Annotated in this window: 20 protein-coding genes and 1 pseudogene; 20 read left to right on the top strand and 1 reads right to left on the bottom strand. The window is 67.1% G+C overall.

Features of this window, described 5'->3' with window-relative positions; genetic code table 11:
- Positions 1 to 158, bottom strand: a pseudogene (locus ACTIF6_RS07020) (IS5/IS1182 family transposase); the annotation flags it as partial.
- 116 nt (positions 159 to 274) lie between these two features.
- Here ACTIF6_RS07020 and ACTIF6_RS07015 point away from each other — a divergent pair.
- From ACTIF6_RS07015 to ACTIF6_RS06920, 20 genes are all read left to right on the top strand, one after another.
- Entirely contained in the window at positions 275 to 430 is a 156-nt protein-coding gene (locus ACTIF6_RS07015) for a hypothetical protein (protein ID WP_439587246.1), read from the top strand.
- An 80-nt stretch (positions 431 to 510) separates the two neighbouring features.
- The gene (locus tag ACTIF6_RS07010) at positions 511 to 1,227 is read left to right on the top strand and encodes a hypothetical protein (protein ID WP_003454888.1); all 717 of its coding nucleotides are present in this window, start codon (positions 511 to 513) and stop codon (positions 1,225 to 1,227) included.
- 292 nt (positions 1,228 to 1,519) lie between these two features.
- Positions 1,520 to 2,317 (top strand): GTPase, encoded by a 798-nt coding sequence (locus tag ACTIF6_RS07005; RefSeq protein WP_439587245.1) that lies wholly within the window; start codon positions 1,520 to 1,522, stop codon positions 2,315 to 2,317.
- Between the two features lie 75 nt (positions 2,318 to 2,392).
- The gene (locus ACTIF6_RS07000; protein WP_003454886.1) at positions 2,393 to 2,758 is read left to right on the top strand and encodes a DUF3085 domain-containing protein; all 366 of its coding nucleotides are present in this window, start codon (positions 2,393 to 2,395) and stop codon (positions 2,756 to 2,758) included.
- A gap of 143 nt (positions 2,759 to 2,901) precedes the next feature.
- Complete coding sequence (locus ACTIF6_RS06995) at positions 2,902 to 3,246, top strand: hypothetical protein (RefSeq protein WP_003454883.1); 345 nt, start codon at positions 2,902 to 2,904, stop codon at positions 3,244 to 3,246.
- A 298-nt stretch (positions 3,247 to 3,544) separates the two neighbouring features.
- Positions 3,545 to 4,108 (top strand): STY4534 family ICE replication protein, encoded by a 564-nt coding sequence (locus ACTIF6_RS06990; protein WP_003454879.1) that lies wholly within the window; start codon positions 3,545 to 3,547, stop codon positions 4,106 to 4,108.
- A 111-nt stretch (positions 4,109 to 4,219) separates the two neighbouring features.
- On the top strand, positions 4,220 to 4,849 hold the full coding sequence (locus ACTIF6_RS06985; RefSeq protein WP_003454876.1) for a DUF3275 family protein: 630 nt from the start codon (positions 4,220 to 4,222) through the stop codon (positions 4,847 to 4,849).
- 101 nt (positions 4,850 to 4,950) lie between these two features.
- On the top strand, positions 4,951 to 5,343 hold the full coding sequence (locus ACTIF6_RS06980; RefSeq protein WP_003454873.1) for a hypothetical protein: 393 nt from the start codon (positions 4,951 to 4,953) through the stop codon (positions 5,341 to 5,343).
- Between the two features lie 7 nt (positions 5,344 to 5,350).
- Positions 5,351 to 5,620 carry a hypothetical protein gene (locus ACTIF6_RS06975; RefSeq protein WP_003454871.1) on the top strand — a complete coding sequence of 90 codons (270 nt, stop codon included), beginning with the start codon at positions 5,351 to 5,353 and terminating at the stop codon, positions 5,618 to 5,620.
- Positions 5,621 to 5,757: 137 nt separating this feature from the next.
- Positions 5,758 to 6,585, top strand: a complete 828-nt coding sequence (locus ACTIF6_RS06970; RefSeq protein WP_003454853.1) for a DUF932 domain-containing protein — start codon at positions 5,758 to 5,760, stop codon at positions 6,583 to 6,585.
- Between the two features lie 501 nt (positions 6,586 to 7,086).
- Positions 7,087 to 7,743 (top strand): hypothetical protein, encoded by a 657-nt coding sequence (locus ACTIF6_RS06965; RefSeq protein WP_003454850.1) that lies wholly within the window; start codon positions 7,087 to 7,089, stop codon positions 7,741 to 7,743.
- A 67-nt stretch (positions 7,744 to 7,810) separates the two neighbouring features.
- Positions 7,811 to 8,929, top strand: a complete 1,119-nt coding sequence (locus ACTIF6_RS06960) for a DUF6094 domain-containing protein (protein ID WP_003454847.1) — start codon at positions 7,811 to 7,813, stop codon at positions 8,927 to 8,929.
- 132 nt (positions 8,930 to 9,061) lie between these two features.
- A complete protein-coding gene (locus ACTIF6_RS06955) occupies positions 9,062 to 11,344 on the top strand; it encodes a DEAD/DEAH box helicase family protein (RefSeq protein WP_439587244.1) in 2,283 nt (760 codons plus the stop codon).
- Positions 11,345 to 11,504: 160 nt separating this feature from the next.
- Entirely contained in the window at positions 11,505 to 12,116 is a 612-nt protein-coding gene (locus tag ACTIF6_RS06950) for a PilL N-terminal domain-containing protein (RefSeq protein WP_003454835.1), read from the top strand.
- Entirely contained in the window at positions 12,113 to 12,757 is a 645-nt protein-coding gene (locus ACTIF6_RS06945; protein ID WP_003454833.1) for a hypothetical protein, read from the top strand. Before ACTIF6_RS06950 ends, ACTIF6_RS06945 begins: the two co-directional genes overlap by 4 nt.
- A 9-nt stretch (positions 12,758 to 12,766) precedes the next feature.
- The gene (locus tag ACTIF6_RS06940) at positions 12,767 to 13,498 is read left to right on the top strand and encodes a TIGR03759 family integrating conjugative element protein (RefSeq protein ID WP_003454822.1); all 732 of its coding nucleotides are present in this window, start codon (positions 12,767 to 12,769) and stop codon (positions 13,496 to 13,498) included.
- Entirely contained in the window at positions 13,483 to 14,082 is a 600-nt protein-coding gene (locus ACTIF6_RS06935; protein WP_033873711.1) for a transglycosylase SLT domain-containing protein, read from the top strand. Before ACTIF6_RS06940 ends, ACTIF6_RS06935 begins: the two co-directional genes overlap by 16 nt.
- The gene (locus ACTIF6_RS06930; protein ID WP_112778074.1) at positions 14,079 to 14,645 is read left to right on the top strand and encodes an integrating conjugative element protein; all 567 of its coding nucleotides are present in this window, start codon (positions 14,079 to 14,081) and stop codon (positions 14,643 to 14,645) included. The genes ACTIF6_RS06935 and ACTIF6_RS06930 overlap by 4 nt, the downstream gene beginning before the upstream one ends.
- Before the next feature lie 20 nt (positions 14,646 to 14,665).
- The gene (gene traD / locus ACTIF6_RS06925; protein ID WP_003454810.1) at positions 14,666 to 16,825 is read left to right on the top strand and encodes a type IV conjugative transfer system coupling protein TraD; all 2,160 of its coding nucleotides are present in this window, start codon (positions 14,666 to 14,668) and stop codon (positions 16,823 to 16,825) included.
- Positions 16,822 to 17,571: a TIGR03747 family integrating conjugative element membrane protein gene (locus ACTIF6_RS06920; protein WP_004265580.1), complete on the top strand. Its 750-nt coding sequence runs from the start codon at positions 16,822 to 16,824 to the stop codon at positions 17,569 to 17,571. The genes traD and ACTIF6_RS06920 overlap by 4 nt, the downstream gene beginning before the upstream one ends.
- The last annotated feature ends 9 nt before the right edge of the window (positions 17,572 to 17,580 follow it).

Raw genomic sequence — 17,580 nt, 5'->3', positions numbered from 1 at the left:
CCGGCCTTGGGGTAGTGCGGTTCGATGACCGAGCACAACTCCTGCCACGGCACGATCTGCTCCATCGTCGCCAGGAATGTGTCCCGCTTGGTGAGCTTGCGGTATTGCTCGTAGCCGTCGCCTTGATCGGCTGCCATCGCCAGGGTTTGCTGTTTCATCTTCACCTTCGTGTCTCTGGTGTCTCGATACATGCAAACCTCGCGCCACCTCTCAACTTGTTCAGCGTAGCCCTAAGCCGGCCGGAAAACCTTCCGCGCTGAGCATCGCCCGCAACGTGCACCAGAGCATCCTCAACCTGGATGCGCGGCTGGATCGCCTGGAGCAGGCGCCGACCGGCGACGACTACAACCGCCTGTACCAGCTTGCGAATGGCGGCCTGCTCGACCTGTTGAAGGCGCTGGGCGACCCGTCCTCTACCGCTGCCGACTGACCGGCTGCCACTTTATCCACCCGCTGGGGTTCAATCCCCAGCAGGGGATCGCCTCGGCCATCCTCTGCTGGAGAAATCCCATGTCCTACTCGAACAACAATCCCTTTATCCGCGGCTACGATGGCCTGTCGGTCGAGCGGCTGCTCGCCATCTCCTACGATGACGACTGCCCACTGACCTACCTGCCGCTGCATCCCTCGCAGTCGAATCTACCGGACAGCCAGATCGAACGGCGTAGCTGTGTCTTCTCGGACGACTTCGCGCTAATCACCGAAGACCAGGCCGTGCCTGCCGAGCTGGAAGCGCAATGCCGCAGTCACGGCCTCGCCCGCAACGTGGTCTATGCCGTCATGGCCGAGGAAGAAGGCAAGCCGCTGCACGTGGGCGATACCTACTCCGAGGAATCAGCCCGCGAAGTCGTGCAGCGCCTGCGCTTCGAGACCGGCTACTACAGCCGGTGCTGGGAGATCAGCAGCGCGCACCTCGACGTCGACGCGCATCGCTTCCTCGCCGAGCTGGCGGACATCGCCACGCCGACGCTGTTCCTGTTCGTCGCCTTCCGCATCCCGTACAGCCCGGCCATTGGGTTGAAGCTGATCGCCACGCCCTGGACCGACGAGAACCTGCGTGTGGTCGAAGGCATCACGGCCAAGCGGCTGATGCAGGAGCATCGCAAGAAGGGCATGCCGGAATCCCTCATGCACGTGCTGCACCTGGCCGCGCTCGCCGACGTGCGCATGCTGGTCTTCGATGCCGATGCGCAGGTGCTGGACGGCCTGCCGATCTACGACGACTGACACCACCTTTCGAGCCCCCACGCGGGGCTCGTATTCTTTCTGGACGAAGCCGGTGGACGCGCAGTGCCGATTCCCCCGCGTCGCTGGCCCACGCCTGACGCACGCTGCTCGCATGTTCGCTGGCGTTGCCGGCAAGCATGCCCAGGCAGTCGAGACCTTCGAGGCTGCGGCACGGTTCGCCGTGCTGGTTGCTATTCCTTCTCCGGGCGCATGTCGCGTCCATCCACCTCACCCCCAAGGGACACACCTCCCTTGCGGGCGGAAGTCCCTTGGTTGCCACAAGGAGTCTTCCATGGATACCCAAGCCATCCGCGCACAGATGCCGACGCTGGTTCGCGGCCACGTGCCTTCCAACGTCCGCAGCTTCAAGTTCAACATCTTCGACGGCCAGCCCAAGGTTTCGACGCTGGGCTTCCACGTTGATCCCAAGCCCTTCGAGGGCAAGGTCATCGCCACCACCGACGAGGCCATCGTCGTCAAGACGGGGCGGGCCGAGTTCGCGGTGCTCGACAAGGCCCTCGTCACCGACGTGCCCGACGAAGGCGCCAAGGTGCAGGTCGAACCGTATGCGCGGCGCCGCTTCGACGGCTTGCGCGCGGATACGCCCGAGGAGAGCACTGAGTTCACCGCCGACGGCCAGCCGTACACGGTGAAGCGGCTCATCCTGGGTTCCGCGCCGGCCAAGCTGCCGATCCCCGAGCCGCAGTGCCCCGAGCTGCAGGAGCTGATCCACCAACTGGAGCAGTTGCCCGCGCCCGATGGATTCCGCCGCATCACGCACCTGCTGGTGGATGCCGGCACGCGGGACTTCACGGTGGTCGATCCGAGCCCCAGCAACATCATCGCCACGCCGCCGGCCATCGGCTTCACCGTCGCTTCGGCGAAGTTCCAGGGGCGCGTCACCGTGCTCTACGAACGCGGCCTCGACACCTACGCGGTGGAGCTGCATCGCGAAGGCGAGCTGGTCGAGCGGGTCGATGAAGTGTTCTTCGACACCTTGGGCCAGGTGCTGGAGCGGCTGATCGACGACGGGAGCTGGCGCCTCATCCGCGTACAGCGCCTGTCCGGTCGCAAGCCCGTCCAGCACTGATCCCCTCACGTCCCCAAGCGGCTTCCCGTCCTCGCGGCGGGAAACCTTCTTCCTTCACCGTTGGAGACCACTTCCATGACTGTTCGATTCAAAGGCACCGAGCTTCGGCCCGTGCTTGCCGAGGCGGCGGCCAACCAGTGCCGCGTCATCCTGGTCAAGGACCAGGGCGTGTATTTCATGGCCGAGCACGGCGAGAGCCGGCCCGATGGGCGGCGCAAGACCATCGCCTACGCCGTGGGCTGCAACCCCGATGTCGATGCGTTCGACGACTGGTGGGAACTGGCGCGCGCCGAATTCGGCGGCGACGACTTCGGCGAGTTCTTCGCCCTGCAGGAACGGGTCCTCACCCGTATCCTGCACAGCGAGGACGACCTCGAAGTGTCGGCCACGGTCACGCACCTGTCGATGCAGGCGGTATCCGCTGCACCGGCCGGCCACTGACCGTACTGCTTCCCAGCCCCCTTCACGGGGGCTTCTCTTTATCTCGTGCCGCGGCCCATGGCCGCATCGCACGCGCTCGTCTCCAGTCCGGCTCGGGCCGCTCACGCCGGCATCTGCCGGTGCCACCGCCTGGTGACGCCTGCATGCGAGACCCGTTCAAGATCGAGCAACCGACCTGCATCAGCTTCAGCGGCGGCCGCACCAGCGCGTACATGCTCTGGCGCGTGCTGCAAGCCAACGGCGGCCTGCCCGCAGATGCCGTCGTCTGCTTCGCCAACACCGGAAAAGAAGTGGAAGCCACCTTGCGCTTCGTGCGCGACTGCGCCGAGCACTGGCAAGTGCCGATCCACTGGCTGGAGTACCGGCCCATCGAACCGGGCTTCGTGGTGGTGGACTTCGATACCGCCAGCCGCGCGGGCGAGCCCTTCGAGATGCTGGTCCGCAAGCGGCAGTACCTGCCCAACCCGGTGGCGAGAGGGTGCCACTAATGCGGACAGCCGCCGGTGCCGATTGCCGCTCGCGCGGGCGCGCGCCTGGCGCCACGCTGCCGCCATGTTCCGCTGACGCCCGTCAGCAGCATGCCCAGGCAGTCTCGATCTTCAAGACTGCGACGCGGTTCCGACCGCGTTGATCAACCAGTTCGCTCCGGCATCCCAGCGCGAACAGCCATCGGTTCTCCCGATGGTGATGCCACCCAAGCTGTTCCTTCAACCCACGCGGGGGTTCCACACCTTCCCCGCCTTGGGTCGGGTGTGTCTCCGCCTCATTGTTCTCAGGAGATTCACCATGACCACTTCCACCGACAAGTCCTACTTCGACCTGCACATCACCGGACTCGGGTATCTCAATCGCATCCGCGAAGTGAAGCCCAAGAAAGGCGATGCGTTCCTGGCCTGCGACATCGCGGCGCTCAACGGCCCCAGCGATGACGTGGCCTACGTGCGTTTCGACACGCGCGTCTCGGGCTCCGAAGCGCAGCACCTCGTGCGCCGCTGCATCCAAGCGGTCGATGCCGAGAAGAAAGTGATGATCGGCTTCCGTCTGGGCGACCTGTGGGCCGACACCTTCACCTACTCCAAGGGCAAGCGTGCCGGCGAGCAGGGGGTGAGCTTCAAGGCCCGCCTGCTGTTCGTCAGTTGGATCAAGGTCGACGGCAAGCTCGTCTACAAGGCCGAGCCCAAGCCGACCGATGCCGACCAGCGCGACGAACGCGACGTGCGTAACACGGATGTCCCCGCGACGTTCGCTGAGCCGCAAGCCGCTGCGTTCGAGCCCGCCAGGCCCGCCGCCGAAGCTGCCGACGAAGCCACTGCCGATGCGCCTGCATTGGAAGTTGCCGAGTCGTTCTGATCCGCAAGGCCCCGTCCCCTGGGGCCTTGTCTTCTTCCCACTCGCGTGCGCATGCGACCGTCGCCATGACGGCCGTGTGCGTGATCGCAGCTTCGTCCGCAGGAGTTCTTCATGATCACCATTCCCGGCCAATTGGCCATCAAGACCATCCACGGCCGTAACGGCGACTTCAACGTCGGGCGCCTTGCGACCTCCATCGGCGAGTTCGTCGTGAAGAACGCCGAACTCGACCAGTACGCCGAAGGCAAGTACGAGGGCGATTTCGCCATCGCGGAGATTCGCCCGTCCACGTACACCGCCAACGGCCGCATGGTCATTGAGATCCGCGCCCTCCTGGGTGGGATGACTTTGTCCAACATCGACGCCCTGAGCCGTGACGACGCCCGCCGGCTGAGTCCGCAGGAAGTCGATCCGATCGACGAGGAAGCGCAGACCGCCACGCCGACGCCGACGACCGCCCCCAAGGCGGCCGGCCGGAAGAAGGCGCGCAGCTCGCGCGACCCGCTGGTCGATACCACGCCGTTCGGCAGCGAGCCGGCTGCTGCGTCTGCCGAGGCTACGGCCCATGCGGACGACGACGGCGACGCGGCGCTGTTCGGCACACTCTGGCCGCTGGGCGATGTCGTCAAGCTCGATGCCACCGTGGATCGGCGCGTGCTGCGTCAGCAGCGCGACCGCCTCGGCGACCTGGGCTACGAGTTCGCTCCGCTGTCCCAGGACTGGCACCTCACCAGGGTCTGATCCCATCGCCATTTCACGCCGCATGCCTGCGGCTTTCCACCACCCGCCGGGGCTCCTTCCCCGGCGGGAGGACTCCGGCCCTTTCTCACAGGAGTCATTCCATGGGCTGGACATTCGTTCGATTGACGCGCGATCAGTTGATCCGCGAGCTGACCGCAACCGAGGAAACCGAGCGGTCGCGCAGTGAGGTCATCGACCACACGCTGGTCGGCAACGTGCTGTGGACGGTGGCGCGCGTCACCGCCAAGCAGGCCGGCGTCCTGGGTCTCGCACCCGGCGAGTCGGCCACCTTGATCGGCTGCCATCTGCTGGAAAGCGAGGGCCGCGAATGGGGCTACAAGTTCCTGGTCGAGGCCGAGCACCCGTACTACTACTCGTGCCCGCTGCGCTATCTCGACATGGCGCCGCAGCGCTGCGCCACCTGGCGCGCAAGGGTGCATGCCTTCCACCAGCAGCCGACGCGCAAAGCGGCCGGCGATGCAGCCACCGACTGAGGCGAACATGGACACCCTCATGTCGTCCTTGCCGCCCGAGCTGCTTCGCTTCGTCGAAGACCAGTTGGCCAACAACGAGGTTTCCGACGACGACGAACTGCGCGAGCACTTCATCGCCAACGGCCTGAGCGAAGAACAGGCGTGGCAGGCACTGACCTACCGCGCGCTGTACCTGCGACACGTCTTCCTCGACGGCTTCACGCCGATCCTCAAAGGCCAGGAAGCGCTTTGCTTCAACCCGCACAGCCGCGGCTGGGAGCCGGTTCCGAACCCATAGGCCGGCCTTCACGCGGCGCACTTCTTCATCCCTTTCATCAGGCCCTGTTCAGCAGGGCTTTTCTTCGTCCTACGCAATCGCGCGCATCCGGCCTCGGCCGCTGGATGCCGATTGCTCCATTCCGCAAGGAGATCATCATGCAACTCGCATCCCGCTTCGCCCCTCGTTCCCCGGTGCTGCGCGCCGACCATCCGTTGTCGGACGATCAGATTCGCACCGTGGCCCCATCCATCTTCGCGGACACCCCGCACGAAAGCCGCTCCGAACGGTACAGCTACATCCCCACGGCGGCTGTGCTGACCGAACTGCGCAGAGAAGGTTTCCAGCCGTTCATGGTGTGCCAGACCCGCGTGCGACACGAGGATCGCCGCGACTACACCAAGCACATGCTGCGCCTTCGCCACGCCAGCCAGATCAACGGCGCCGAGGCGAACGAGATCATCCTGCTCAACTCGCACGACGGCACCAGCAGCTACCAGATGCTCGCGGGCATGTTCAGATTCGTCTGCCACAACGGTCTGGTGTGCGGCGACACCTTCGCCGACGTGCGCGTGCCCCACAAGGGCAACGTCACCGATCACGTGATCGAAGGCGCCTACGAGGTGCTGCACGGCTTCGAGCGCGTGCAGGACTCGCGCGACGCCATGCGCGTCATCACCCTCGACGACGGCGAGGCCGAAGTCTTCGCCAGGTCGGCGCTGACCTTAAAGTACGACGAGTCGGGCAAGGCCTTGCCCATCACGGAGACGCAGATCCTGCGGCCTCGTCGTTTCGACGACAACCGTGCCGATCTTTGGTCGGTCTTCAACCGGGTTCAGGAGAACCTTGTCAAGGGCGGCCTGACCGGCTGTGCCGCCAACGGGCGCCAGCAGCGCACGCGACCCGTTCAGGGCATCGACCAGAACGTCCGGCTCAACCGGGCGCTTTGGCTGCTCGCGGATGGCCTGCGTCAGCTCAAAGCCTGACCCACAAGCGGATCGTGCCTCGCGGCATGGTCCGCTTTTTCTTTGGCGGCGCTGTGCTGCCAGCGCACCACGTTCAGTTTGGCTCGGTGTAACCCTAATGCGGCAATTCGCTGCCGCCGCGAAAATTGCGGTTCGACTGCATACCTCCCTGGCTTTTCCTCCCTGAGCCAAGCAGTCATCTTTGCCGCCTCGGTGTCCCCGGGGCGGTTTTCTTTTGTGGCCGTCCTTCCGGCGCCGCGGGCGATGCGCCAGAGCAAACAGGGTTGCGCGCCGGGTCGGTTTTCCGCTCCCGCGACACGCGCACCTTAGCGCAGGCTATGTCCCATGTCCGTCGGCGTTGCCGACAACATGCCCAGGTAGCCCAGACCTTCAAGGCTACGGCGCGTTGCGACGCACGGTCTGATTCTTCACCACGACGCTCACCGCGTCTTCTTCCATCCCCCTGGGGCAGTGACTGCCCTCGCGGGCGGTGCTGTCTCCGCTCACTTCGAGGACATCACCATGCCTGCACCTTCTTCCCCTAAGACGCTCTATCGCATCGACGAATGCCCCGACCTGATGGCCGATGGCGTCGTCGGTGACGAGAACGGCAACCTGGTCTTCATCTCCCTCTGGGCGCGCGACACCGCCGTCCAGGAATTCCTGGCCCGCCTTACCCTGGGCCGGGACGAACAGGGACTGGATCAGTTCCACCTCATCACCGAGCAGGGCGCGAGCATTCCGATCTTCGTCAGCAACGTCGAGAACCTGGAAAAGCGCAGCGCACGCGCCTACCGACGCACGCTGTTCGGCTCGCTGACCAACATCTGGCTGTTCGATCGGCGCTGCGTCAAGCCCGACAAGGCCAACGCCAGCGCGCTGGCGCTCCTGCCTCGCGATTCCACGCACCGGCTCGACCGGCTGTGGAAGCTGGTGCGGGATACCTGCCCGCTGCCGCTTCTTGATCCCTGGCGCGAACCCGTGCTGGAGCTGCTGCAGGCGAAGTCGATGCTGACGCGCCTGCCGTTCGCCCTCGGACCTCTGGAGGGCCATCGACTCGCCATCGACGTGCCGACGCTGACCCAGGTGCTGGGCGGCCTGATCCGCAGCGGCGCGCTCGTCGCGGGCACACCCGCCAGCCGCACCCCTTCGGCACGACCGCTCGAAGCGGTGGCTTGAGGTTTTCGCATCGGACATGCACGCGCGCATGTCCGCATCCCTTCATCTTCAATGCCAGGAGATTCCCATGGCCCTCATGTTCCCGCGGCTCGCCCGCAACTTCGTCAAGAACGGGTACTTCCCCACGGATGAACCCACGCTCGAAAGAGCACTCGCCGCACTGGCGCCCGCCGAATCCTCGAACGGGCCGCTGTGCATCATCGATCCCTGCGCCGGCGAAGGCGTGGCGATCGCCGAAGCCGCGCACGCCCTCGGGCGCGAGCAGGTCCAGGCCTTCGCCGTCGAGTACGAGGCCGAGCGTGCGCACCACGCCCGGCAACTGGTCGATCGCTGCATCCACGGCGACCTGATGGACACGCTGATCAGTCGGCAGAGCTTCGGCCTGCTGTGGCTCAACCCGCCGTATGGCGACCTGGCCAAGGACACCAACGGCAACGTCGGCTACCAGGGCCAGGGCCGCGCGCGGCTGGAAAAGCTGTTCTATCAAAAGGCGCTGCCACTGCTGCAGTACGGCGGCGTGCTGATCTACATCGTGCCGCACTACGTGCTCGATGCCGAGCTGGTCGGGTGGCTGACCCGGCACTTCGCCGATCTGCGCATCTACCGCGCGGTGGAAGCGCAGTTCAAGCAGGTGGTGATCTTCGGCCGCCGTGTTCGTCAGCGCGACCAGGCATCGGATTCGGTCAAAGCCACGCGCGCGCTGCTGCTGCAGATCGGGCAAGGCGACGCCGAAGCGGAGGAGCTGCCGGTCGAATGGCCGTTCCTGCCGTACACGGTGCCTGCCAGCCCGGCCGAGCCGGAGCACTTCTACCGCGTGACGATGGAGCCCGAGCAGTTCGCCGATGAAGTCGGCCGGCTGCAAGGGCTCTGGCCGACGCTCGACACGCACCTGGGCGCCGCGCAGCAATCGCTGCGGCCTCCGGCGCGGGCCTTGTCGCACTGGCATCTTGCCTTGGCGCTTGCTGCCGGCGCGATCTCCGGCGTGGTGAAGTCCAAGACGGGCCGCGTGCTCGTCGTCAAGGGCGACACCCACAAGGAGAAGACGCTGCAGACGGAATACACCGAACGCGACGACGGCTCCGTGGCCGAGACGCGCATCCTGACCGACAAGTTCGTGCCGGTCATCCGTGCCTGGGACATGACACCAGGCTCGCCGACCTGCGGCGAGGTGTTGACCATCCGCTGATCGCTGTTCCCTGACGGTTCGCCGTCGATCTGTTCTTCCACTGCGGCTTCGCGCCGTTCCCCTCTTCCCACCCCGGGGCATGCCATCGCCCCGCAGGGGAGGTGCATGCCCCATTTTCTTTGGAGCATCACCATGTCCCTCGATACCGACGTTGTTCCCGCCGCCGACAGCACGCCCATCCAGGGCGACCTGCTCGAAGCGGCCGCTTCTCCCTTGGCCTTGAGCCTTCAGGATTTCGTCGCCGAGTTCGGCGACGAGCTGCTGGATTCGCTCAACCGCGCCAACCCTCCCGTCTACACCGGCCAGGCCCGGTCGCACCGCCAGCTCGTGCTGGCCAGTCTCAAGCGCAAGCTGTTCCAGGCGCAGGCCGAGGTGGTACATGCCGTCACCGAGCTGTTGGCCGACCGTGGCGAACGCGCCGCGATCGTCAATGGCGAGATGGGCTGCGGCAAGACGACCGTCGGCATCGCCACGGCCGCCGTGCTGCACGCCGAAGGCTACCGCCGCACTCTGGTGCTGTCGCCGCCCCACCTGGTCTACAAGTGGCGCCGCGAAATCCAGGAGACGGTGGCCGGTGCCAAGGTCTGGGTGCTCAACGGCCCGGACACGCTGGTCAAGCTCATCAAGCTGCGCGAGCAGTTGGGCGTACCGGCGCGCGGCCAGGAGTTCTTCGTGCTCGGGCGCGTGCGGATGCGCATGGGTTTCCACTGGAAGCCCGTCTTCAACGTGCGGCGCACGCGGCACGGCGAAGTAGGCGCATGCCCGGACTGCGGCCAGGTCATCACCAACCTCGACGGCGAGCCGATCAACCCGGTCGAACTCGAAGCCGAGGACTACCGCCGCCGGTGCAGCCATTGCGCCGCACCGCTGTGGACGCTGATGCGACCGAGGAGCCTGTCCGCCAGCGACCAGTCCACGGCCGTCTTCAAAGCCTTGCAGCGCATCCCGACCATCGGGGAAGTCACCGCGCGGAAGCTGATGCGCAAGTTCGGCGACTCCTTCCTGGCGTCCATGCTCGGCGACAACATCCACGAGTTCATCAACCTCATGGATGCCAACGGCGAGCTGGTCTTCTCGGATCGCCAAGCGCACCGCATGGAGCGGGCGATGGCGAACATGGAGTTCGGCTTCGGCGAGGGCGGCTACCAGCCGTCCGAGTTCATCAAGCGCTACCTGCCGCAAGGCACGTTCGACCTGCTCATCGCCGACGAGGCGCACGAGTACAAGAACGGCGGCTCCGCACAGGGCCAAGCGATGGGGGTGTTGGCGGCCAAGGCACGCAAGACGCTGCTGCTCACCGGCACGCTGATGGGCGGCTACGGCGACGACCTTTTCCACCTGCTGTTCCGAGCCCTGCCGGGGCGAATGATCGAAGATGGCTACCGCCCGACCAAGAGCGGCAGCATGACCTCGGCCGCGATGGCGTTCATGCGCGATCACGGCGTCCTCAAGGACATCTATTCCGAGAGCACCGGCACGGCGCACAAGACGGCCAAGGGCAACAAGATTTCGGTGCGCACCGTCAAGGCGCCGGGCTTCGGCCCGAAGGGCGTGCTGCGTTGCGTGCTGCCGTTCACGGTCTTCCTCAAGTTGAAGGACATCGGCGGCAATGTGCTGTCGCCCTACGACGAGGAGTTCCGCGAGGTGGCGATGAACACGGCGCAAGCCGCGGCCTATCGCGATCTGTCAGGTCGGCTGACCACAGCGCTGAAAGAAGCGCTGGCGAAGCGCGACACGACGCTGCTCGGCGTGGTCCTCAACGTGCTGCTGGCCTGGCCGGATTGCTGCTTCCGGTCGGAGGCGGTGGTGCACCCGCGCACGCGCCAGACCTTGGCCTTCGTTCCGGCTCAGTTCAACGAGCTGGAGGTGATGCCCAAGGAGCGCGAGCTGATCGAGATCTGCAAGCAGGAGAAGTCTGCGGGTCGCAAGACGCTGGTCTATTCGGTCTACACCGGCACGCGCGACACCACGTCGCGCCTGAAGGTGCTGCTGGAGCAGGAAGGCTTCAAGGTGGCGGTGCTGCGCGCAAGCGTGGATGCCTCCCGCCGCGAGGACTGGATCGCCGAGCAGTTGGACCGCGGCATCGACGTGCTGATCACGAACCCGGAGCTGGTCAAGACGGGTCTCGACCTGTTGGAGTTTCCGACGATCGTGTTCATGCAGTCGGGCTACAACGTCTACAGCCTGCAGCAGGCGGCCCGGCGCTCATGGCGCATCGGCCAGAAGCTGCCGGTTCTCGTGATCTACCTCGGCTATGCGGCTTCCTCGCAGATGACCTGCCTGGGGCTGATGGCGCGAAAGATCATGGTCTCGCAGAGCACGTCGGGAGACGTGCCCGAGTCGGGATTGGACGTGCTGAACCAGGACGGTGATTCCGTCGAGGTAGCACTGGCCCGGCAACTCGTCGCGGCCTGATCCACCCACCCACGCCGGCTGCCCTTCGGGGCGCCGGCTTCTTTTTTCCGTGCATCGATGGCGCGCGATGAAGTCGGGCGCCTGCCAGTTCCCTTTGTTTGCTGCCCGAACGCTTCGCGGCGGCGATGGTGAGGGCTCCGTGTTCCAGGGAACTTGCCCCATGCAACCACTCACCTGCGTCGCCCACCGCCTGGCTGTGCCTGCATTGCTCGCCGGCTGCGTACTGATGGCCGGCTGCGCCACCACGGGCGTGGCGAATCCCCCGACGGCCGCTGCCACCGCGCCCGAGCCTTCGGCGTTTGTCAGGGCCATCGCCCCGGAGTCTGAGCCGAACCTGATCCCGGTGGCGCGCTACGGGCGCTACACGCTGGTCGAGATGGTGCCCGAGCCGGCGCAGCGCGACCTGCTGCGGCAGGTGATCGAGATTTCGATTCCGCCGACCTTGGACGCGAGCGTCGGCGATGCGCTACGGCACGTGCTGCTGCGCACCGGCTACCGCCTTTGCGACGCGCCGGACGCCGCTTCGCTGTTCACGCTGCCGCTGCCGGCGGCGCATCTGCGGCTCGGGCCACTGCCGTTGCGCGATGCCTTGCTGGCGCTCGCCGGGCCGGCCTGGGAGTTGTCCGTCGATGACGCTGCGCGCGCGGTGTGCTTCGCGCGCGTGACGACTGCGCGTGCGCCGAGTGCAAGCCCGATTCCCGCGCCTCCGGCACCGAGCGCGCCGGCCGACGAACCCGCCGATCCCCATGTGCCCCAGGAGGCCCAGCCATGACCATCCCGCAGCTTCCCGACGAGAATGCCGGCCGCGCGCGCTGGTTGAAGATCACAGCGGCCGCGTGGCTGCTGCTCGTGAGCATCCTCGCGGTGGTCAACAGCGTGGGCCTGTCGCGCCTGAGCGAGCAGAGCCAGGCCAGCGCCCAGGACGCGCACGTGCAGGCGCTCAACACGCGCGTCGCCGAACTCGAACAGCAGGCGGCGACCTCGAAGAATCAGCCCAAGCCTGTCACCCAGCCCGACTTCGAGGCCACCCGCAAGGCGCTGGACGAACGCCTGGCACAGGTGGAGCAGGCCCAGGCCACAGACGCCCATGCCGGCGACGTGCAGGCGCTGCAGGCCCGCGTGGGCGACATCGAAGCCCGCATGAAGCGAACCGCCGCGCCTGCCGCAGCACCCCAGCGCACCGCCGAGCCGGCCAAGCCCAAGGTGCCCGAACCGCCATTCAACGTCGTGGGTGTGGAGCTGCGCGGCGGCGAGCGCTTCCTGTCGGTGACGGCACCCAAGGCGTCGTCGGTGCTGGACGTGTGGCTGCTGCGCGAAGGCGATGCCGTGGGCGCGTGGCATCTGCTGGCGATCGAGGCACGCGCCGCCGTGTTCCGCGTGGACGGCCAGACCCAGCGCCTCGCGCTGCCGTAGGGCCCGGCCATGAAGCACGCCGCGATCTGCTTCGCCGCCATCCTCGCCGCTGTCGCAGGAACGGCAGGCACGGCCTCGGCACAGTCGGCGCCGGTCGCGTCCTCGCGCACGGTGCCCGCCCAGATTCAGAACAGCAGCGACGCCGCGCTGGACGAACGGCTGGCGCGCGATTGGGGCCTGCGCTCCGATGAGTGGGCGCGCTACCGCCAACTGATGCAGGGGCCGCTGGGCATCTATTCCCCGAACCTCGATCCGCTCACGGCGCTGGGCATCGAGGCGCGCAGCGACGAGGAACGCAACCGCTATGCGGAGCTGCAGGTGCAGGCGGAATCGAAGCGCGTGGGCAAGACGCTGGCCTACCAGCGGGCCTACGACGCGGCGTGGAAGCGGCTCTATCCGGGACAGCAGCGCGTGAACATGCCGGGTGCGAAGGCGCCGGGCGCCGGCAACCGGGGCTCGGGCCGGCTGGCGGTTTTCGTGAAGGCCGAGTGCCCGTCGTGCGAGCAGCGCGTGCGCCAGCTGCAGGTGGCCGGCACCGCCTTCGACCTCTACATGGTCGGCAGCCGCCAGGAGGACGCCCGCATCCGCCAGTGGGCGACGCAGGCTGGCATCGACGCCGGCCGCGTGCGCTCGCGCGCCATCACGCTCAACCATGACGCCGGGCGCTGGCTGTCACTCGGCCTGCCCGGCGATCTGCCCGCCGTGGTGCGCGAGGTCAACGGCCAATGGCAGCGCCAATAGCGGCATCGAGTTTGGCTCGCCGCGCCGGCCGCGCGGCAGTGGCCCTGGTGCTCTGCGCCTGCACGGCCATCGCCTTCGGCCAGGAGGTGCCACCACCCGCCTACCAGCTCGCCGCCCAGCAGGCGGGTGTGCCGTCGCCGGTGCTGTACGCGGTGGCGCTGCAGGAGAGCGGCGCGCGGCTGCGTGGCCGCCTGATCCCCTGGCCTTGGACGCTCAACGTCGCCGGCCGCGCCGAACGCTACGCCACACGGGCCGGGGCCTGCGCCGGCATTCGCCAGGCGCTCGCCCGCGTGCCGGCCAATCGCATCGACGCCGGACTCGGCCAAGTCAACCTCGGCTACCACGCGCAGCGCTACGAGCATCCCTGCGAACTGCTCGACCCGTACCGCAACCTCGCCATCGCCGCGGAAATCCTGCAGGAGCAGCACACGCCGGGCGAGGACTGGTTGATCGCCATCGGCCGCTACCACCGCCCCGCGGGCGGGGCGCCTGCCGCCCGCTACCGCCGCAGTGTCCACCAGCACCTGACCCGCGTGCTCGGGCCGGGCGCTGCACTTCCCACTGCCCGGAGCCCCATGTCATGAACCGCATCCTCCTTGCCGCCATGGCGGCACTGCTGGCCGCCACGGCCCACGCACAGGGCCGCGGCCCGGTCATCAAGAGCAGCTCCCCGCCGTTGATCGTCGTCGAGGACAAGGGCGGCAGCTCGGCACTGCCGCACTACCGGGCCTTGAACCCGCAGGATGCGCAGCCCAGTCAGCCAGCCGCGCCGCAACCAGCGCCGCAATCCAGGCCGCGCATTGGCGGCCCGACCGATGCCGAGGCGGCCATGCTGCCGGTGCGCTCGATGCGGCTGACACCCGGCGACGAGCCGCGCCGCGTGATCCGCGCGCCGGGCCTGACGCCGCTGTTCCTGGTCGGCGACGACGACCGCTCGCGCGACTGGCTCCAACAGCGGGGCAAGGACTTACAGGCGCTGCGCGCCGTGGGGCTGGTGGTCAACGTCGCGACACCCGAAGCACTGGCCGCGCTGCGCCGCCTCGCGCCGGGCTTGGTGCTGTTGCCCGTCTCGGGCGACGACCTGGCGCAACGCCTGGGCATCAAGCACTACCCGGTGCTGATCACCGCCACGGGCATCGAGCCCTGACGTGACGTGAAGCGCCCGCCATGGCCCAGTCCCAAGCCGTCGAAGTCCTGCTGCGGCCAGCGGTGGAGCTATACACCGTCGCGGTCTGTGCGGGCGCCGCGTTTCTGTGCCTGGTGGCCCCGTGGTCGCTCGCGCTGAGCCCCTTGCTGGGCCTGGGCAGCGCGCTGGCCTTCCTGACCTTCGGCGCGCTGCGCTTGCACGACGCCTGGGCCATCTTGCGCTACCGGCGCAACATCCGGCGCCTGCCGCGCTATGTTATGACCAGCCGCGACGTGCCGGTCAGCCAGCAGCGGCTCTTCGTCGGCCGGGGCTTTCGCTGGGACCAGCGCCACACGCACCGGCTGATGCAGACCTACCGGCCGGAGTTCCGACGCTACGTCGAGCCGACGGCGATCTACCGGATGGCGCGGCGCATGGAAGAGCGCCTGGAGTTCGCGCCGTACCCGTTGTCCAAGATGGCGAAGGCCCTGGCCTGGGACAACCCGCTCAACCCGGCGCGTCCGCTGCCGCCGGTGGGCGGTATGCCGCGGCTACACGGTATCGAACCGCACGAGGTCGACGTCACGCTGCCATTGGCCGAGCGCGTCGGCCATAGCCTGGTGTTAGGTACGACCCGCGTCGGCAAGACGAGGTTGGCCGAGCTGTTCATCACCCAGGACATACGGCGCAAGCTCAACGGACAGCACGAGGTCGTGATCGTCTTCGATCCCAAAGGCGATGCGGACCTCCTGAAGCGCATGTACGTGGAGGCCAAGCGTGCCGGGCGCGAGGGCGAGTTCTATGTGTTCCACCTGGGCTGGCCGGACATCTCCGCGCGCTACAACGCGGTGGGACGCTTCGGGCGCATCTCGGAAGTTGCCACGCGCATCGCCGGCCAGCTTTCCGGTGAAGGCAACAGCGCGGCGTTCCGCGAGTTCGCCTGGCGCTTCGTCAACATCATCGCGCGGGCGTTGGTCGAGCTGGGGCAGCGGCCCGACTACCTGCTGATCCAGCGCCATGTCATCAACATCGATGCGCTGTTCATCGAGTACGCCCAGCACTACTTCGCCCGGAACGAGCCCAAGGCCTGGGAGGTCATCGTCCAGCTCGAAGCCAAGCTGAACGACAAGAACATCCCGCGCAACATGATCGGCCGCGAGAAGCGCGTCGTCGCGCTGGAGCAGTACCTGTCGCAGGTGCGCATCTACGACCCTGTGCTCGACGGCCTGCGCAGCGCGGTGCGCTACGACAGGACGTACTTCGACAAGATCGTCGCATCGCTCCTACCGCTGCTGGAGAAGCTGACCACCGGCAAGATCGCGCAGTTGCTGGCGCCGAACTATTCGGACCTCGCCGACCCACGCCCGATCTTCGACTGGATGCAGATCATCAGGAAGCGGGCCGTGGTCTATGTCGGCCTCGATGCACTGTCGGACGCGGAAGTCGCGGCGGCGGTCGGCAATTCGATGTTCTCCGACCTCGTATCCGTCGCGGGTCACATCTACAAGTTCGGCATCGACGACGGCCTGCCGGGTGCCGCGACGGGCATCAAGGTGCCCATCAACGTCCATGCCGACGAGTTCAACGAACTCATGGGCGACGAGTTCATACCCATGGTCAACAAGGGCGGCGGCGCGGGCGTCCAGGTCACGGCCTACACGCAGACCCTCTCGGACATCGAGGCGCGCATCGGCAACCGCGCGAAGGCGGGCCAGGTCGTCGGCAACTTCAACAACCTGTTCATGCTGCGCGTGCGCGAGACCACCACGGCCGAACTGCTGACGCGCCAACTGCCCAAGGTCGAGGTCTACACGACGACGGTGATGAGCGGCGCCACCGACAGCTCAGACCCGACCGGCAACACCGCCTTCACGTCGAACACGCAGGACCGCATCAGCAGCAACAGCGTGCCGCTGATCGAACCAGCGCACGTCGTGGGCCTGCCCAAGGGCCAATGCTTCGCGCTGATCGAGGGCGGCCACCTGTGGAAGGTGCGCATGCCACTGCCGGCGCCCGACCCCGACGAGGCCATGCCCAAGGATCTGCAGGAACTGGCCGGCTACATGCGGCAGCACTACGTCGAGGCCGGCGAGTGGTGGGACAACAAGGGGCTTCCCGGCCTGCAGGACCAGGCGCTGCCCGACGATCTGCTGGCCGACTTCAAGCAGATGGCCAGCGCGGATGAAGGGGCCACGGCATGAGCGACCCCGCCGTCGCCGTCCAGCGCCAGCAGGTTCGCCAGCAGGGCCTGATCGCAGGCCTCATCACGCTCCCGTTCCGGCTGTTCGGGGTGTTGGCCGGTTCGCTGGTGCTGTGCATCGCGATCGAGTGCATCGGCATGCACTTCTTCTGGCCCGAGCAGGGCTGGCGCCATGCGCAGGGCATGCTGAACTACGAGCTGTCGCAGGTCTCGGAGCATTTCACGCAAAGCGTGCTGGTGCAGGAGCCGGGGCGCAGCGCCCTCCAGCTCGTCGAGTGGGCCTACCAAGGACTGTTCGTGAAAACGGGCCTGCTGGACTGGATACGCGACGCGGCGGCGCAATCGCGTGCCGGCGCGCGCAGCCAGGCGCAGGACTTCCGCTACTACATCGGTCAGCTCTACGTGCATGTCGAGAGCTACCTGATCGCCTCGGCGTACACAGTGCTGGTGTTCCTCGTGCGGCTGCTGGTGCTGGTCCTGACCTTGCCGCTGTTCCTGATGGCGGCCTTCACCGGCCTGGTGGACGGGCTCGTGCGCCGCGACGTGCGCGGCTTCGGCGCCGGCCGCGAATCGGGCTTCGTCTACCACCGGGCGAGAGCCAGCCTGATGCCGCTGGCGGTGCTGCCCTGGGTCACTTACCTCGCGCTGCCGGTCAGCGTGCATCCGCTGCTGATCCTGCTGCCCAGCGCGGCGCTGCTCGGCGTCGCGGTGTGCATCGCGTCGGCGACGTTCAAGAAGTATCTGTGAAAGCGGTTC

The organism is Hydrogenophaga sp. (assembly GCF_051860785.1).
GTDB lineage: Bacteria > Pseudomonadota > Gammaproteobacteria > Burkholderiales > Burkholderiaceae_C > Hydrogenophaga.
Note: the sequence above shows the minus strand (reverse complement) of the source record. Positions and strands in the feature narration are given on the sequence as shown.

Bases quoted from the DNA above. Each gene is read 5' to 3' on its own strand.
- ACTIF6_RS06950 (WP_003454835.1), top strand. From the start codon at position 11,505: ATGCAACCACTCACCTGCGTCGCCCACCGCCTGGCTGTGCCTGCATTG.
- ACTIF6_RS06920 (WP_004265580.1), top strand. From the start codon at position 16,822: ATGAGCGACCCCGCCGTCGCCGTCCAGCGCCAGCAGGTTCGCCAGCAG.
- ACTIF6_RS06970 (WP_003454853.1), top strand. From the start codon at position 5,758: ATGCAACTCGCATCCCGCTTCGCCCCTCGTTCCCCGGTGCTGCGCGCC.
- ACTIF6_RS06995 (WP_003454883.1), top strand. From the start codon at position 2,902: ATGCGAGACCCGTTCAAGATCGAGCAACCGACCTGCATCAGCTTCAGC.
- ACTIF6_RS06975 (WP_003454871.1), top strand. From the start codon at position 5,351: ATGGACACCCTCATGTCGTCCTTGCCGCCCGAGCTGCTTCGCTTCGTC.
- ACTIF6_RS06935 (WP_033873711.1), top strand. From the start codon at position 13,483: ATGGCAGCGCCAATAGCGGCATCGAGTTTGGCTCGCCGCGCCGGCCGC.
- ACTIF6_RS07010 (WP_003454888.1), top strand. From the start codon at position 511: ATGTCCTACTCGAACAACAATCCCTTTATCCGCGGCTACGATGGCCTG.
- ACTIF6_RS06965 (WP_003454850.1), top strand. From the start codon at position 7,087: ATGCCTGCACCTTCTTCCCCTAAGACGCTCTATCGCATCGACGAATGC.
- ACTIF6_RS06960 (WP_003454847.1), top strand. From the start codon at position 7,811: ATGGCCCTCATGTTCCCGCGGCTCGCCCGCAACTTCGTCAAGAACGGG.
- ACTIF6_RS06945 (WP_003454833.1), top strand. From the start codon at position 12,113: ATGACCATCCCGCAGCTTCCCGACGAGAATGCCGGCCGCGCGCGCTGG.
- ACTIF6_RS06930 (WP_112778074.1), top strand. From the start codon at position 14,079: ATGAACCGCATCCTCCTTGCCGCCATGGCGGCACTGCTGGCCGCCACG.
- ACTIF6_RS06985 (WP_003454876.1), top strand. From the start codon at position 4,220: ATGATCACCATTCCCGGCCAATTGGCCATCAAGACCATCCACGGCCGT.
- ACTIF6_RS07000 (WP_003454886.1), top strand. From the start codon at position 2,393: ATGACTGTTCGATTCAAAGGCACCGAGCTTCGGCCCGTGCTTGCCGAG.
- traD (WP_003454810.1), top strand. From the start codon at position 14,666: ATGGCCCAGTCCCAAGCCGTCGAAGTCCTGCTGCGGCCAGCGGTGGAG.
- ACTIF6_RS07005 (WP_439587245.1), top strand. From the start codon at position 1,520: ATGGATACCCAAGCCATCCGCGCACAGATGCCGACGCTGGTTCGCGGC.
- ACTIF6_RS06980 (WP_003454873.1), top strand. From the start codon at position 4,951: ATGGGCTGGACATTCGTTCGATTGACGCGCGATCAGTTGATCCGCGAG.
- ACTIF6_RS06990 (WP_003454879.1), top strand. From the start codon at position 3,545: ATGACCACTTCCACCGACAAGTCCTACTTCGACCTGCACATCACCGGA.
- ACTIF6_RS06955 (WP_439587244.1), top strand. From the start codon at position 9,062: ATGTCCCTCGATACCGACGTTGTTCCCGCCGCCGACAGCACGCCCATC.
- ACTIF6_RS06940 (WP_003454822.1), top strand. From the start codon at position 12,767: ATGAAGCACGCCGCGATCTGCTTCGCCGCCATCCTCGCCGCTGTCGCA.